At 71.1% G+C, this 13,483-nt stretch carries 10 protein-coding genes and 1 pseudogene; 2 read left to right on the plus strand and 9 right to left on the minus strand.

Annotated elements, in window-relative coordinates; all coding sequences use genetic code 11:
* Positions 1 to 103 precede the first annotated feature (103 nt).
* From QA634_RS16185 to mltG, 4 genes and pseudogenes are all read right to left on the minus strand, one after another.
* Positions 104 to 2,698: a histidine kinase dimerization/phosphoacceptor domain -containing protein gene (locus QA634_RS16185; RefSeq protein ID WP_012332998.1), complete on the minus strand. Its 2,595-nt coding sequence runs from the start codon at positions 2,696 to 2,698 to the stop codon at positions 104 to 106.
* Between the two features lie 197 nt (positions 2,699 to 2,895).
* Positions 2,896 to 3,555, minus strand: coding sequence for a guanylate kinase (gmk, locus tag QA634_RS16190; RefSeq protein WP_012332999.1), 660 nt, complete (start codon positions 3,553 to 3,555; stop codon positions 2,896 to 2,898).
* A gap of 75 nt (positions 3,556 to 3,630) precedes the next feature.
* The gene (locus QA634_RS16195) at positions 3,631 to 4,506 is read right to left on the minus strand and encodes a YicC/YloC family endoribonuclease (RefSeq protein ID WP_012333000.1); all 876 of its coding nucleotides are present in this window, start codon (positions 4,504 to 4,506) and stop codon (positions 3,631 to 3,633) included.
* A gap of 13 nt (positions 4,507 to 4,519) precedes the next feature.
* A pseudogene (gene mltG, locus QA634_RS16200) lies at positions 4,520 to 5,883 on the minus strand (endolytic transglycosylase MltG).
* Between the two features lie 742 nt (positions 5,884 to 6,625).
* Here mltG and QA634_RS16205 point away from each other — a divergent pair.
* Positions 6,626 to 7,465: a hypothetical protein gene (locus QA634_RS16205; RefSeq protein ID WP_012333002.1), complete on the plus strand. Its 840-nt coding sequence runs from the start codon at positions 6,626 to 6,628 to the stop codon at positions 7,463 to 7,465.
* Between the two features lie 563 nt (positions 7,466 to 8,028).
* Here QA634_RS16205 and fabF read toward each other — a convergent pair.
* The 5 genes from fabF to QA634_RS16230 all read right to left on the minus strand — a co-directional run bounded on the left by fabF (position 8,029) and on the right by QA634_RS16230 (position 12,520).
* The gene (gene fabF, locus QA634_RS16210; protein ID WP_012333003.1) at positions 8,029 to 9,288 is read right to left on the minus strand and encodes a beta-ketoacyl-ACP synthase II; all 1,260 of its coding nucleotides are present in this window, start codon (positions 9,286 to 9,288) and stop codon (positions 8,029 to 8,031) included.
* Positions 9,289 to 9,367: 79 nt separating this feature from the next.
* Positions 9,368 to 9,604: an acyl carrier protein gene (locus QA634_RS16215; RefSeq protein ID WP_012333004.1), complete on the minus strand. Its 237-nt coding sequence runs from the start codon at positions 9,602 to 9,604 to the stop codon at positions 9,368 to 9,370.
* Positions 9,605 to 9,839: 235 nt separating this feature from the next.
* The gene (gene fabG / locus QA634_RS16220) at positions 9,840 to 10,580 is read right to left on the minus strand and encodes a 3-oxoacyl-[acyl-carrier-protein] reductase (RefSeq protein ID WP_012333005.1); all 741 of its coding nucleotides are present in this window, start codon (positions 10,578 to 10,580) and stop codon (positions 9,840 to 9,842) included.
* Positions 10,581 to 10,596: 16 nt separating this feature from the next.
* On the minus strand, positions 10,597 to 11,532 hold the full coding sequence (gene fabD / locus QA634_RS16225; RefSeq protein ID WP_012333006.1) for an ACP S-malonyltransferase: 936 nt from the start codon (positions 11,530 to 11,532) through the stop codon (positions 10,597 to 10,599).
* Between the two features lie 97 nt (positions 11,533 to 11,629).
* Positions 11,630 to 12,520, minus strand: a complete 891-nt coding sequence (locus QA634_RS16230; protein WP_012333007.1) for an undecaprenyl-diphosphate phosphatase — start codon at positions 12,518 to 12,520, stop codon at positions 11,630 to 11,632.
* 258 nt (positions 12,521 to 12,778) lie between these two features.
* Here QA634_RS16230 and QA634_RS16235 point away from each other — a divergent pair, with 258 nt between their 5' ends.
* Positions 12,779 to 13,477: a hypothetical protein gene (locus QA634_RS16235; RefSeq protein WP_026190582.1), complete on the plus strand. Its 699-nt coding sequence runs from the start codon at positions 12,779 to 12,781 to the stop codon at positions 13,475 to 13,477.
* Positions 13,478 to 13,483: the final 6 nt, after the last annotated feature.

A 13,483-nucleotide genomic window follows, 5' to 3' on the forward strand; every position in this document is an offset into this window, starting at 1 on the left:
AAGCCGTTTCGGCAGGCAATCCTGACCGGTTTGCGCTCAGCGGCCGAGGCTGACGCGTCCGTCTCCCCGCCACCGGCCCGGCGGCCTCTCCGGCGGATGGGGCTCAGGCCGTCACGGTGAAGCAGGTCCCCAGGCAGGGCTCGACCTCGATCCGCGCGTTGATCTGCTCCAGCATCGCCCGCACGAGCTTCATGCCGAGGCCGGTGCCGCGGGCCGGGGCCTCGGCCCAGCCCGTCGGCAGTCCGCGCCCCTCGTCGCGCACCGAGAGGCGCACGCGGCCCTCCGCCTGGGAGGCGACGCTCACGGAGACCCGCCCGCCCTCCGCGCCGTCATAGGCGTACTTGAAGGCGTTGGTGACGAGTTCGGTGGCGATCAGCGAGAGGGCCACCGCCTTGCGGTAGGGCACCATCAGGCCCTGCTCGGCATCGAGTTCCAGCGTGTGGCGATCCCCGGCCATGGCCGAGAGGTCCGCGCACAGGTTCTCGATGGTCTGCCCGAGATCGACCTCGTCCACGCTCTCCGTCTGGTAGAGGCTGTCATGCACGCGGGCGACGCTCATCACCCGCCCCATCGTCTCCGAGAAGGCCTGCTGGGCCGCCGGATCCTTCACCTGGCGCCGCTGCATGTGCAGGAAGGCCGAGACGATCTGCAGCGAGTTCTTGACCCGGTGGTCGATCTCCTTGGCGAGCAGGTCCTTCTCGGCGAGCAGCGCCTCCTTCTCGGCGAGCAGGCCGGTGAGTTCGGCGATCTTGCGCCGCTGGCGCAGCACCACCCCCTCCACCGCCTGGGCCAGCGCCTCGGCCATGCCGACCTGCCACTCGGCGAAGGGCTCGGCGGCGCCGCGCCGCTCCTCCACCCAGCGCTCGAAGGAGCGGCGCGGCAGCATCGTGGCGGTGCCGGCGGCGGCGAGGACGGGCTTGCGCGGGTCGCCGCCCCAGGTGACCGTGCTCGACACCTCCGGCCGAAACCAGAGCAGGAGATGATCGCGGGCCGGATCGACGAAGGCCGCGAGCAAGCCGCTCGCGATCTCCGCGTAGGGCCGGGTCGGCGGGTGCTCCGCCGCGAACTCCGTGGCCGCGTAGCTCGACCGTTCGGCCGGCAGGCGCGCGCGCAGATGCGCCGCGATGGCCAGGATCGCCGCGTCCGGGGGCGCGGCGCCGAGCCGGCGCACGGCGCCCTGCGCGACGATGGCCGCCCCGGTCGCGCCGAAGAGGTCGAGGAGCGTCGTCTCGCCGGAGGTGAGCGCCGTGAGCACGTCGTCCGAGCGGGCGAGCGCGCGCACGAGCCGGCTCTCGGCCGCCAGATGCGCCTGCTGCTCGCGCCGGAGACGGCGGCTCTCCAATTCGTGCAGCCGCAGCGCCAGGGCGTCGGTCAGCAGGCCCGCGGCGGCGCGCGTCTCGGGGGCGACGTAGTGCGGCTTGCGGTGATGCCCGATCATCAGGCCCCAGAGCCGGCCCTCGAGCAGGATCGAGACCGACATGGAGCCGTTCACCCCGAGATTGCGCTGGTACTCCAGGTGGATCGGCGACAGGCTGCGGCTCTGCGCGAAGGTCAGGTCGATCGGCCCCGGCGCGTCCGGGCCCGCCAGCAGCGGGACCGGCACGTAGTCGCGGTCGATGACGAAGCGGCTCTTCGCCCGCGCGTAGAGGGCGCGTGCCTGGGCCGGGATGTCGGAGGCGGGGAAGTGCAGCCCGAGGAGCGAGCGGTCCCAGGCGGGATCCCGCGCCTCCGCGATGGCCTCGCCGTTCCAGTCCGCGTCGAAGCGGTAAATCAGGATGCAGTCGAAGCCGGTGAGGCGCCGCGCCTCCCGGGCGGCGACGCGGGCCGCCTCGGCCAGCGTCTCGGCCGCCCGCAGGTGACCGATCGCCTCCTCGACCTCGGCGAGGCTCGCCGCCGCGAAATCCGCCGGATCGGCCGGCACCCGTTCGAGCTCGACGATCACCCGCGCCCCGCTGCGATGCGCCAGCACCTCGTGCGGGGCACCCCCGGGCGCCAGGGCCGTGCGCCAGCGCAGGATCCGCCCCGCCTCCCAGGCGGAGGCGGCGGCCGCGCGGATCGCCGCGACGAGCGGGTCCGGCAGCAGTCCGGCGAGCGGGCGGCCGAGCGGCGCGGCGCCGAGGGTCTCGGCCGCATTGGCGCTGCAGGCGGCCACGGTCAGGGTCGCCGCGTCGCAGGCGAGCAGGACGGCGTGCGGCTGGATCGCGCCGGGGACGTGGATCGGCTCCCGCGCGCAGAGATCGGGATCGATCGGCTCCGCCCGGACGCGCTGGTCGACCGCGACGCGGACCGCCTCACGGGCCTCCGAGACGGTGACCTGCCCGACGGGCCGCGTCACGATCCAGTAGCGGCCGGGCGTCGCCGAGCCGCGCAGGGCGACGCGGACCCGCAGCGGCTGCGGATCGAAGCCGTAGGCGAAGGAGAACACCTCGTCGAGGACGCCCCGCCGCACCCCCTCGCGGAAGCGGCCGTAGAAGGCGGGCAGGCGCGTGCAGGGCGCGACGTCGCGGAAGAAGTTGCGGCCGACGACGCGCTCCGCCGACCGGCCCGAGAACACGCTCTCGGCCCGGTTGTAGAGGAGGATCGTCCCGTCGGAATCGACCTGGACGACGCCCAGGTCGAGGGCGTCGATCTCCCCGGTCGAGAGGGCGTCGAGCCGCGCGGCTTCCGCGGCCAGCGCGCGGTCGGACATCGTGTTCATCACAGCGGTCTAATCTTATCGGCTTAAGCTGAAGCCGAAAAGTGCCGGGCTGACGCCGCGCCCGGCCGCGCGACGGGGCGGGCCTCGCCAGGGACGATCCGTCGCGACCGCCCACCCTGCCGCCGCTCCCCCCGCATCGCGCCGCCCCGTGCTCCTCGACCGCCAGGAAGCGCGGGCGATTGCGATTGGTTCCGCGGTCAGCCGCCCGCCGGTTCGGCGAGGAGCCCCGCCACGAAGGCGTCGAGCCCGACCTGCCGGGTGCGGCGCAGGCGCTCGGCGCTGAGGATCGCCTCCAGGGTCTTGAAGGAGCGGTCGAGGTCGTCGTTGACGAGGACGTAGTCGTATTCCGACCAGCGCTCGATCTCGCTGCGGGCATTGCGCAGGCGCCGCTCGATCGTCTCGCGGGAATCCTCGGCCCGGCGCTCCAGGCGGCGGCGCAGCTCCGCCATGCTGGGCGGCAGGATGAAGATCGTCACCACGTCGTCGCGCAGCTTGGCGCGCACCTGCCGCGTGCCCTGGTAATCGATGTCGAAGATCATGTCGCGGCCGGCCGCGAGCGCCCGCTCGACCGGGCGGCGCGGCGTTCCGTAGAAATTGCCGTGCACCTCGGCCCATTCGAGCATGTCGTCGCGCTCGCGCAGCTGCTCGAAGGTCTCCCGGTCGATGAAGCGGTAGTGCTGGCCGTCGATCTCGGAGGGCCGCCGGGCCCTGGTCGTCACCGAGACCGAGAGCTCGAGCCCCCATTCGGGCTGCTGGGCGAGGGCGCGGGTCAGCGTCGTCTTGCCCGCCCCCGAGGGCGAGGACAGGATCAGGACCAGACCGCGCCGCGACACCGGCGTCTGCGACCCCACGCTCATCTGCACTCGATTCTCCCGGGCCTCGTCGCGCCAGCTTACCGTTCGACCGTTAAGGACCCGCGGCGGCCGGGCCCGCTACTCGACGTTCTGCACCTGCTCGCGGAATTGCTCAACGACGGCCTTGAGGTCGAGGCCGATGCGCGAGAGCGCCACGTCGTTGGCCTTGGCGCAGAGCGTGTTGGCCTCGCGGCCGAATTCCTGGGCCAGGAAGTCGAGCCGCCGCCCGACCGCCCCGCCGGCCTCCAGCAGGGTGCGGGCCGCCGCCACGTGGGTGCGCAGGCGGTCGATCTCCTCGCGCACGTCGGCCCGCGAGGCGAGCAGCACCGCCTCCTGGTGCAGGCGCGCCGCGTCGAAGGCGGAGAGCTCCATCAGCGCGGCGATCTGGGCCGCGAGCTTGGCGCGGATCGCCTCGGGCTGGCGCGCCGGGCAGGCATCGGCCGCATCCGCCAGGGCGGCGATGGTCGCGAGCTGCTCGGCGATGAGGCCGGCGAGCGCCCGGCCCTCCTCGGCCCGCATGCCCGCCAGCGCCTCCGCGAGGCGTGCGCCCGCCGCCGAGAGGTCGCTCTGCAGGGCGCCCGCATCCTCGCGCACCTCCTCGGATTCGATGACGCCGCGCACCTGCAGCAGCCCGTCCAGGGTCGCGGGCGCGACGCCCTCCGGCCGCGGCAGCCGGGCCACCGCCTCGATCAGGGAGGCGAGCAGCGCCTCGTTGACGCGCACGCGCGGCGCGGACTCGGCGCGCGAGAGCGTCAGGGCGAGCTGGCACTGGCCGCGGGCGAGGCGCCTCTGCAGGCGGCCCCGCACCTCCTCGCCGAGGGCCTCGAAGCCCGGGGGCACCCGCACCCGCACGTCGAGGCCGCGGCCGTTGACGCTCCTGACCTCCCAGGCCCAGTGGACCGGGCCGGTCACGCCCGCCTCGCGGGCGAAGCCCGTCATGCTCGCGATCGCCATCGCTCCGGCCTCGTCAGGGATTGCGCAGGACCGGAACGGTCTTGGGATAGGTCAGGTCGTAGGTCTTGTTGCGCAGAGGATCGCGCGCCGTCCCCTCCGAGGCGTCGAAGCCCCGCGGCTTCGCGTTGGGATCGGCCGCGTCGTAGGCCAGGGGTGCCGCGCCGAGCCCCCGCGTGGCGGGCAGCGCGGAGGGATCGGCCGCCGGCGGCTCGACCTTGTCGACGGAGGTGGCCGCGGCCGGGTCGGTCGCGGCCTTCGCCTTCTCGGCCGCCCGCCAGCGGGCGACGTTGCGATTGTGCGCGTCGAGGCTCTCGGCGAAGGCGTGGCCCCCGGTGCCGTCGGCCACGAAGTAGAGCTCCCGGGTGCGCGACGGGTTCGCCACCGCCTCCAGGGCGGCGCGGCCCGGATTGGCGATCGGCCCGGGCGGCAGGCCCTCGATCACGTAGGTGTTGTAGGGGTCGGGCGCTCGATCTCCGAGCGCAGGATGCCCCGCCCGAGGGTGCCGCGCCCGCCGACCAGCCCGTACACGATGGTCGGGTCGGATTGCAGCTTCATGCGCTTCTGCAGGCGGTTGACGAAGACGCCGGCGACCCGCGGGCGCTCGTCGGCCCGGCCCGTCTCCTTCTCGACGATCGACGCGAGGGTCACCAGTTCCTGGGGCGTCTTGACCGGGATGTCGGGCGAGCGCCGGGCCCAGACCTGGTTCAGCACCTCGCGCTGCTTGGCGCGCATCAGGTTGATGATCTTCTGGCGGCTGTCGCCGCGCTCGAACTTGTAGGTGTCGGGCAGGAGCGAGCCCTCGGGCGGGACCTCGCCGATCTCGCCGGTGAGTATGTCGTTGTCGTTGAGCCGGGCGACGATCTGCTCGCTGGTGAGCCCTTCCGGGAAGGTCACGGCGTGCTGGACGGGACGGCCCTGGACCAGGGTGTCGATCACGTCATCGATGCTGGCATGGGCCCTGAAGTTGAACTCGCCGGCCTTGAGCGGCTGCTTGCGGGCGAAGCGGGCCGTCAGCTCGAACAGGGCCGGGTGGTCGATCACGCCCTCGCGGGCGAGCAGCGCCGCCATCTCGCCGACGCTGGAGCGCGGCGGCACCACCACCACCTTGTCGTTGGCGAGCGGGCCGGCCTCATTGACCTGGCGGTTGAGCACGACGAGCCCGAGCATCGCCCCGAGCCCCAGGATGGCGAAGAGCGTGAGGAAGCCGCTGATCGCCGAGAGCAGGCCGCCGCGCTCGCGCGGGGGCGGCTCCGGCGGGGGCGGCGCCGCGGTCGGCTTGATCGCCTCGCTGGGGCTGCGGGGGGCGAGACGGCTCGGCGGGGCCGGCTGATCCGGCGCGCTCGGCGGGGGCGCGTCGGTCTTTCGGGTACGGAACATGGCGGTCCTGTTGTGGCGGTCCCCGAGGCGGGACGCGCGCGTGGCCGGCCCGCGGGTCCGGGACCGCCCGACCCTACCAGCCTTTATGGCGAAATGGAGCCGGTCCCGCCCGGCGCGGATGGGCGCGCCGCGCGATCCGGACTGCAACGCCCGGTTGGCCGGGTGCCCGCGCGACCGGATCGGCTTGATTGCGGCGGCGCTTCGCTGCGCCCGTTCGAGCGAGACCCCCGACGCGTCGCGCCGCCGGACGCCGAACCGGCCGGCATCCCGGCTCGGGGGCGCTCGCGGCCTCCTTCGCCGCAATGGCCACCGGGTCGTCAGCTCCGATGACCGTCACAGAATGAACCGTCCGACTGACCCCGGGCACATCCGATCAGGTGCAGTGCGGGCGCGCGGCGCAAGAGAGACGGAGATGCGAGAGAGACAGGACGTGCCACGCATTCGCAATTCATGAAGCGTCGAAGAGAAGCCGGTCAAGAATGCGACCAGATGGACAATACTGCGTCATCAATATTGATAAATGCCATGCGAATCCGCTGATCACATGATCACCGTGCAATTGCACGACTGGAAATACATTCCTAGAAAAAGCAGTTTATCATTAAAGAGAAAATACATTGCAATTGATTCACGCATTTCGATCTCGTAAGCAGAGCGGCGATCCGAAGCTGTTGCCGCTTCTGGTCGCCATGAGCAGCGCTTCGATTCGTGAGAAATCCGGCATAGTCTGCAGGAGGACAGAATGACGACGGGAATCAGAGGCTTGAGCAATCGCTCCGACACGGGAGTGTCTTTCGTAAACACTGAAAACTCACGAGATGATCGCTATATCCATCCAAATACAAAAGATTATAGTGTCTATGCCTGGATCTCACAGCACCGCGAACGCCCATTGGTTGTACAAACCAAAAAAGGCACGCTCAAGATTTGGGATAGTGACTGGAAGATATACGGAAATTGGAACGGGCAATCCGATTTTACCCTGATACCGGATGCGAAGAATACGCAGGATTATTTTATAAACGTCGACGAGTCGGGAGATATCTATTTATCCATCGGCGAAGGCACGAAGAACCGCTACCTTCAGGTCACGGCGATCAAGTGCATCAAACCGTCCGAGCCGGTGGCGAGCGGCCCGCCGGCCTTCTTCCTGGCCGTCCTGGGCGGCGCCGCCGCTCTCGCCGTGACCGTCGGCACCGCAGGAACGGGTGCGATCGTGCTCTCCGTGGCAGGAGGCGCCATCGGCGGCCTGGCCGGCGCCGCCTCGATCTATCCGGAATTGAACAAGATCTTCGACGGGCTTCCCGACGATGTCTTCCTGAGCGTGAACGGCAACAAGGTCTGGCCTCAAAACCAGAATTGCGTCAGCATGAAATCGCAAGAGAGAAAAGAAGTCAATATGATGTTCCAAATGACGGACGAGATGAAGCTTGAAATCTACGATTGGGACGTGATTCGCAATGATGTATTAGGCTCGCGCACTTTCCATAAAAGCAGGCCAGAAGATATTGGTGGCTTCATCATGTTCGGCAACAACGAAGGAGCATTGTATGAGGTCGAATGTGCGATCGTTTATGCCTAGAGCATTTTCGACGAAGTGGACGCCGATTCGGCGTAGGCAACGCGGCGAAATCAACACACCAAAGCAGGGTCCCGCTGCAACTTGATCGAACCCTGCTCTCGAGCATCTCACGCTGACGTGAATGCCGGTTCGTCGGAAATGCGGTGAATCAAGGACCGAGAGCCGCGCCCGATGGCGACGCGATCGGGCGCGGCTCCAGGCTGGCGCATGGTCATGTCCCATGACCCCCGGTTCCGTTCTCGCATTGTCGTCGCGCGATCGGCGTGTCTCGAGATTTCGAGAGGGTCGACGGCCCGGTGCGTGAGCATCCCGGCCGTTGGTCTTCTCTCGGTCTTTCTGGCCTTCGGCGCTTCGTTCCGATTTGGGCCGAAGCGGGGTGATCCGGATTGCCGGCGATCGGTTCGGCGCGAGATCCGGGCAGGGCCGCATCGCCTGTCCGGTGTCCGCCCGCTTGCCGGGCCCGGTTCGTCGCGGTCCGCACGGAACCCTCGATCGCCGTGCCGGGACCAGGTCCCTGCCGTGAGGACCGGGCGGGACCCGCGGTCCGGGAGCCCGCGCCGCCGTCAGGCCACCCGCCGCAGGATCAGCGAGGCGTTGGTGCCGCCGAAGCCGAAGGAGTTCGAGAGCACCACGTCGACCTTGCGGCGGCGCGCCTCGTGCGGGACGAGATCGATCGCGGTCTGGACCGAGGGGTTGTCGAGGTTCAGGGTCGGCGGCACGACCTGGTCGCGGATCGCCAGCACGGAGAAGATCGCCTCGATGGCGCCCGCCGCGCCGAGCAGGTGCCCGGTGGCCGACTTGGTCGAGGACATCGAGACGCCGCGCGCCTCACCGATCAGGCGCTCGACCGCCTTCAGCTCCAGCTCGTCGCCGAGCGGCGTCGAGGTGCCGTGGGCGTTGATGTAGTCGATGTCGGAGGGCGCGATCCCGGCCCGCTTCACCGCCGCGCTCATGCAGCGATAGGCCCCGTCCCCGTCCGGCGAGGGCGAGGTGATGTGGTAGGCGTCGCCCGAGAGGCCGTAGCCCACCACCTCGGCGTAGATCCGGGCGCCGCGGGCCTTGGCGTGCTCGTACTCCTCCAGCACCAGCACGCCCGCCCCCTCGCCCATCACGAAGCCGTCGCGGTCGCGGTCGTAGGGGCGGGAGGCCTGCTGCGGCCGGTCGTTGAAGCCGGTCGAGAGGGCGCGGCAGGCGGCGAAGCCGGCGAGCGACAGCCGGTTGATCGGCGATTCGGCGCCGCCGGCCAGCATCACGTCCGCGTCGCCGAGCGCGATCAGGCGGGCGGCGTCGCCCACCGCGTGGGCGCCCGTGGAGCAGGCCGTGACCACCGCGTGGTTCGGGCCCTTGAGCCCGTGCGCGATGGAGACCTGGCCCGAGGCGAGGTTGATGATCCGGCCCGGGATGAAGAAGGGCGAGATCCGCCGCGGGCCCTTCTCGAACAGCGTCACGGAGGCGTCGTAGATGCCGCCGATGCCGCCGATGCCGGACCCGATCAGCACGCCGGTGGCGCACTGGTCCTCGTGGGTGGTCGGGTGCCAGCCGGCATCGTCGAGGGCCTGCGCGGAGGCCGCCATCGCGTAGACGATGAAGGGATCGACCTTCCGCTGCTCCTTGGGCTCCATGTAGGCGTCGGGGTTGAAGGCCCCCTCACCCGCATTGCCGAGCGGAACCGAGCAGGCGATCTGGCAGGAGAGATCCGAGACGTCGAAGGCCTCCACGCGGGCAGCCCCGCTCTGCCCCTCGATGAGGCGGCGCCACGTGATGTCGACGCCGCTTCCGAGCGGCGACACCATCCCGAGGCCCGTGACGACGACCCGACGCATCGCGTTATCCCAAACCCGTCTCAAACCGCATTCCGCCCGGCCGCCGCACGGCCGAGCCGCTCGATCCCGCGTCCGACCCTCAGCCGGAGTTCTTCTCCAGGAACTTGATCGCGTCGCCGACCGTCTGGATCGTCTCGGCCGCGTCGTCCGGGATCTCGACGTTGAACTCTTCCTCGAACGCCATCACCAGCTCGACCGTGTCGAGGCTGTCGGCCCCGAGATCGTCGATGAAGTTCGCGTTCTCGGTCACCTTCTCGGCCTCCACGCCGAGGTGCTCGACAACGATCTTCTTCACCCGGTCCGCGATATCGCTCATCTGATGGTCCTCGGTTCTTCTCGTGGTGAGGGAGGCGCCGCTGCTGGCGAGCCGGTGCTCCCCGGGAAGCTGGTGGTGCGGCCGGTTTTGCCGGCCGCGCGGTGTGATGGGAAGCCGCACGCGGCCGGACCGCTCAATCCCCTTGTGCGGCCGGCCGGGTGCTTAACACAGGGCTTCCGCCCTGGCGAGGGCCGGTTCAGCGCCGGTTCAGGCACCCGGGCGGCGTGCTGCGCGCTCAGATCATGGCCATCCCGCCGTTCACGTGCAGGGTGTGGCCGGTGACGTAACCCGCCTCGTCGGAGGCGAGGAAGACCGCCGCCGCCGCGACCTCGCCGCCCTCGCCGAGCCGCCCCATCGGGACGGTGGCCAGGATGGCCTCGCGCTGCTTCGCGTTGAGCGCGTCGGTCATCGGCGAGGCGATGAAGCCCGGCGCGATGCAGTTCACCGTGATCTTGCGGCTCGCCACCTCGGCGGCCAGGGCCTTGGTCAGGCCGACGAGGCCGGCCTTGGCGGCGGCGTAGTTGCCCTGGCCGGCATTGCCGGTCGAGCCCACCACCGAGCCGATATTGACGATGCGGCCGGAGCGGCGGCGCATCATGCCCTTCACGGCCGCCCGCGACAGGCGGAACGCCGCCGTGAGGTTGACCGCGATGACGCTGTCCCACTCCTCGTCCTTCATGCGCAGGAAGAGGTTGTCGCGGGTGATGCCGGCATTGTTGACGAGGATGTCGAGCCCGCCGAGCGCCGCTTCCGCCGCCGGCACCAGCGCCTCGACGGCGGCGGTGTCGGAGAGGTCGGCCGGGACGACGTGGACGCGCGCGCCGCCGAGTTCCGCCGCCAGCGCGTCGAGCGCCTCGCGGCGGGTGCCGGAGATCGCCACCTGCGCCCCCTGCGCGTGGAAGGCCCGCGCGATGGCGCCGCCGAGGCCGCCGGTGGCGCCGGTGACGAGGGCCTTGCGGCCGGTGAGGTCGAACATGCTCGTGAGGCCCCGCTCAGAGGGTGAAGGCGTCGATGTCGGCCGGCGCGCCGATCGCGACCGCGCCGGCGCCCGGCGCGATGCGCTTCACGAGGCCGGTCAGGACCTTGCCGGAGCCGACCTCGCAGAAGGCGTCCACGCCGGACGCCGCCATGGCGGCGACGCATTCGCGCCAGCGCACCGTCCCGGTCACCTGCCGGACCAGCGCGTCGCGGATCGCGGCGGGCTCGCGGATCGGCGCGGCCAGGATGTTGGCCACGACCGGCACCTTGGCGGCGCCGAGCTGAACTTGGTCGAGGGCCGCCCGCATCGTCTCGGCGGCGGGACTCATCAGGCGGCAATGGAAGGGGGCGGAGACGTTCAGCATCACGGCGCGCTTGGCGCCGCGCGCCTGCGCCAGGGCGACCGCCCGCTCGACCGCCGCCACGTGGCCGGAGACCACGACCTGGCCGGCGCCGTTGTCGTTGGCGACGTCGCAGACCTCGCCCTGCTCGGCCTCGCCGGCGATCTCCTCGACGGTCTCGATCGGCAGGCCCAGCAGCGCCGCCATCGCCCCGGTGCCGACCGGGACCGCCCGCTGCATCGCCTCCCCGCGCAGGCGCAGCAGCCGCGCCGTGTCGGCGACCGAGAGGGCGCCCGCCGCCGCGAGCGCGCTGTACTCGCCGAGCGAGTGGCCGGCCACGAACGCCACGTCGCGGGCGAGGTCGAGCCCGCGCTCGGCCTCCAGCACCCGCAGCACCGCGAGGCTCGCGGCCATCAAAGCCGGCTGGGCGTTGGCCGTCAGGGTCAGTTCCTCGGCCGGCCCCTCGAACATCAGGCGCGACAGGCTCTGTCCGAGCGCCTCGTCGACCTCGGCGAAGACCGCCCGGGCCGCCGCGTGGCTCTGGCCGAGCGCCGCGCCCATGCCGACGGCTTGGCTGCCCTGTCCGGGAAAGATGAAGGCGCGCGACACGGCTGCGGGTTCCTGCCCTGGGTTGGTTCTTCGATTGGGGCGCGGCACTCGCACCGCTTGGCCCGCCAGTCAAGCGCGGCCGGAGAGGTTCCTCGTCTCAGGCGGCGATGAGGCCGAAATGCAGGGCGACCAGGAGACCGAGCCCGAGGGCGATGCGGTAGAGCACGAAGGGCCAGGCCGAGAAGCGCTCGAGCACGCGCATCAGCAGCCAGATCGCCGCGAAGGCCGAGACGCTCGCCACCGCGAGCCCGACCGCGAGCACGCTCCAGCCCGCGGCGCTGAGCCCGGCCTTGTGCAGGATCCAGATCTCGCGCAGGCCCGCGAGCAGGATTGCCGGCAGCCCGAGGATGAAGGAGATGCGCGCCGCGTCGGCCCGCTGGAAGCCGAGCATGAGGGCGCCGGTGAGGGTCGATCCCGAGCGCGAGACCCCCGGGACGAGGGCGCCGACCTGGGCGAGGCCGACCGCCAGCATGTCGCGCAGCTTCGCCGAGCCCGCCGGCCGCACGTGGCGGGCCGCCGCCTCCGCCAGGGCGAGCAGCAGGCCCATGACCACGCAGGCCCAGGCGATGACCGGCAGGGTGCGCAGCGGCGAGTTGCAGGCGTTCAGCACCGGCGACAGCAGCACGCCCGCGATCACGATCGGGACCGTGGCGAGGGCGATGCCGACCGCGAAGCGGAAGTCGGGGCTGTAATAATCCTTGCGGATCACCGCCGTGACCGAGCCGACGGCGATCTCGCGCACGTCGCGCCAGTAGTAGCTCACCACGGCCGCCAGCGCCGCGAGCTGCATCGCGGCCGAGAAGGCCGAGCCCGGATCCTGCCAGCCGAGGAGCCCCGGCACCACGCGCATATGCGCGGTCGAGGAGATCGGCAGGAGTTCGGTCAGACCCTGCACGACCCCGAGCACGGCCACCCGGACATAGCCGAGGGAGACGAAACCGGTATCGATGCCCTGCACGCAGGCATCCGTCGCGCCATTGGCCACCATCGTTCTCCTGTCGCTGCCGCCGCGCGGGCGCCCCCTCGCGGGTGCAATCCCCTTGCGGGCGCAAGCCCGCCCCGCAGGCCCCTTGCGGGCGCAAGCCCGCCCCGCAGGCCCCTTGCGGGCGCAAGCCCGCCCCGCGGGAGAAAACCCGCCCCGGGCGGCGCCTTTGACGCGCGCAAAGTGTCCGGCTGAAGGCAGGCCCGACCCGTGGCGGCGGCGCCGCGCTTCGGCTATGCGCGGACCGCCGACACGGAACCGCCCATGCACCGCCACCTCGTCCACACCCGCGCCCTCGACTTCTGGCTCGCGCGGGGCGCGATCGGGGTCGTGGCCGCGCTCCAATTCCTCGTCGTCAACGACCTCACCATCGGGCCGCGCTGGCTCGCCCCCGGCCTCGAACTGGCGCTGCTGCTGCCGCTCTCGGCCGCGACGGCCTGGAACCAGCGCCGGGCCAGCCGGGCGACGACGGACGCCCACTGGCAGATCGTGGCCCGGCACCGCCGCCTGATCCGCCGCACCGCGCTGGTGCTGACCGTCCTCGTCACCATCATGAACACCGCCGCGCTGGTGGCGCTCGTGCGCGCGCTCCTGGCCGGCAAGGCCGGCACCGCCCCGACCCTCCTGCTCGACGCCCTCAACATCTGGTCGACGAACGTCATCATCTTCGCGCTCTGGTACTGGGCCTCGGACCGCGGCGGCCCGGCCCTGCGCAGCTTCCGCACCGAGCGGGGCGCCGATTTCCTGTTCCCCCAGATGACGATCGAGAAGGCCGGGGAGACCGGCTTCGTGCCGGGCTTCGTCGATTACCTGTTCCTCTCCTTCACCAACGCGACCGCCTTCTCCCCCACCGACACGCTGCCGCTCACGCAGCGGGCCAAGCTCCTGATGATGGCGGAGGCGTCGATCTCGCTCCTCACCGTCGCGCTCGTGGCCGCGCGGGCGGTGAACATCCTGTCCTGACGCGCC

This window comes from Methylobacterium sp. CB376, assembly GCF_029714205.1.
Taxonomy (GTDB): domain Bacteria; phylum Pseudomonadota; class Alphaproteobacteria; order Rhizobiales; family Beijerinckiaceae; genus Methylobacterium.

What these genes read in the sequence shown, in the direction of transcription:
- QA634_RS16185 (WP_012332998.1), bottom strand. Translation starts at nt 2,698, where the DNA reads ATGAACACGATGTCCGACCGCGCGCTGGCCGCGGAAGCCGCGCGGCTC.
- gmk (WP_012332999.1), bottom strand. Translation starts at nt 3,555, where the DNA reads ATGAGCGTGGGGTCGCAGACGCCGGTGTCGCGGCGCGGTCTGGTCCTG.
- QA634_RS16195 (WP_012333000.1), bottom strand. Translation starts at nt 4,506, where the DNA reads ATGGCGATCGCGAGCATGACGGGCTTCGCCCGCGAGGCGGGCGTGACC.
- QA634_RS16205 (WP_012333002.1), top strand. Translation starts at nt 6,626, where the DNA reads ATGACGACGGGAATCAGAGGCTTGAGCAATCGCTCCGACACGGGAGTG.
- fabF (WP_012333003.1), bottom strand. Translation starts at nt 9,288, where the DNA reads ATGCGTCGGGTCGTCGTCACGGGCCTCGGGATGGTGTCGCCGCTCGGA.
- QA634_RS16215 (WP_012333004.1), bottom strand. Translation starts at nt 9,604, where the DNA reads ATGAGCGATATCGCGGACCGGGTGAAGAAGATCGTTGTCGAGCACCTC.
- fabG (WP_012333005.1), bottom strand. Translation starts at nt 10,580, where the DNA reads ATGTTCGACCTCACCGGCCGCAAGGCCCTCGTCACCGGCGCCACCGGC.
- QA634_RS16230 (WP_012333007.1), bottom strand. Translation starts at nt 12,520, where the DNA reads ATGGTGGCCAATGGCGCGACGGATGCCTGCGTGCAGGGCATCGATACC.
- QA634_RS16235 (WP_026190582.1), top strand. Translation starts at nt 12,779, where the DNA reads ATGCACCGCCACCTCGTCCACACCCGCGCCCTCGACTTCTGGCTCGCG.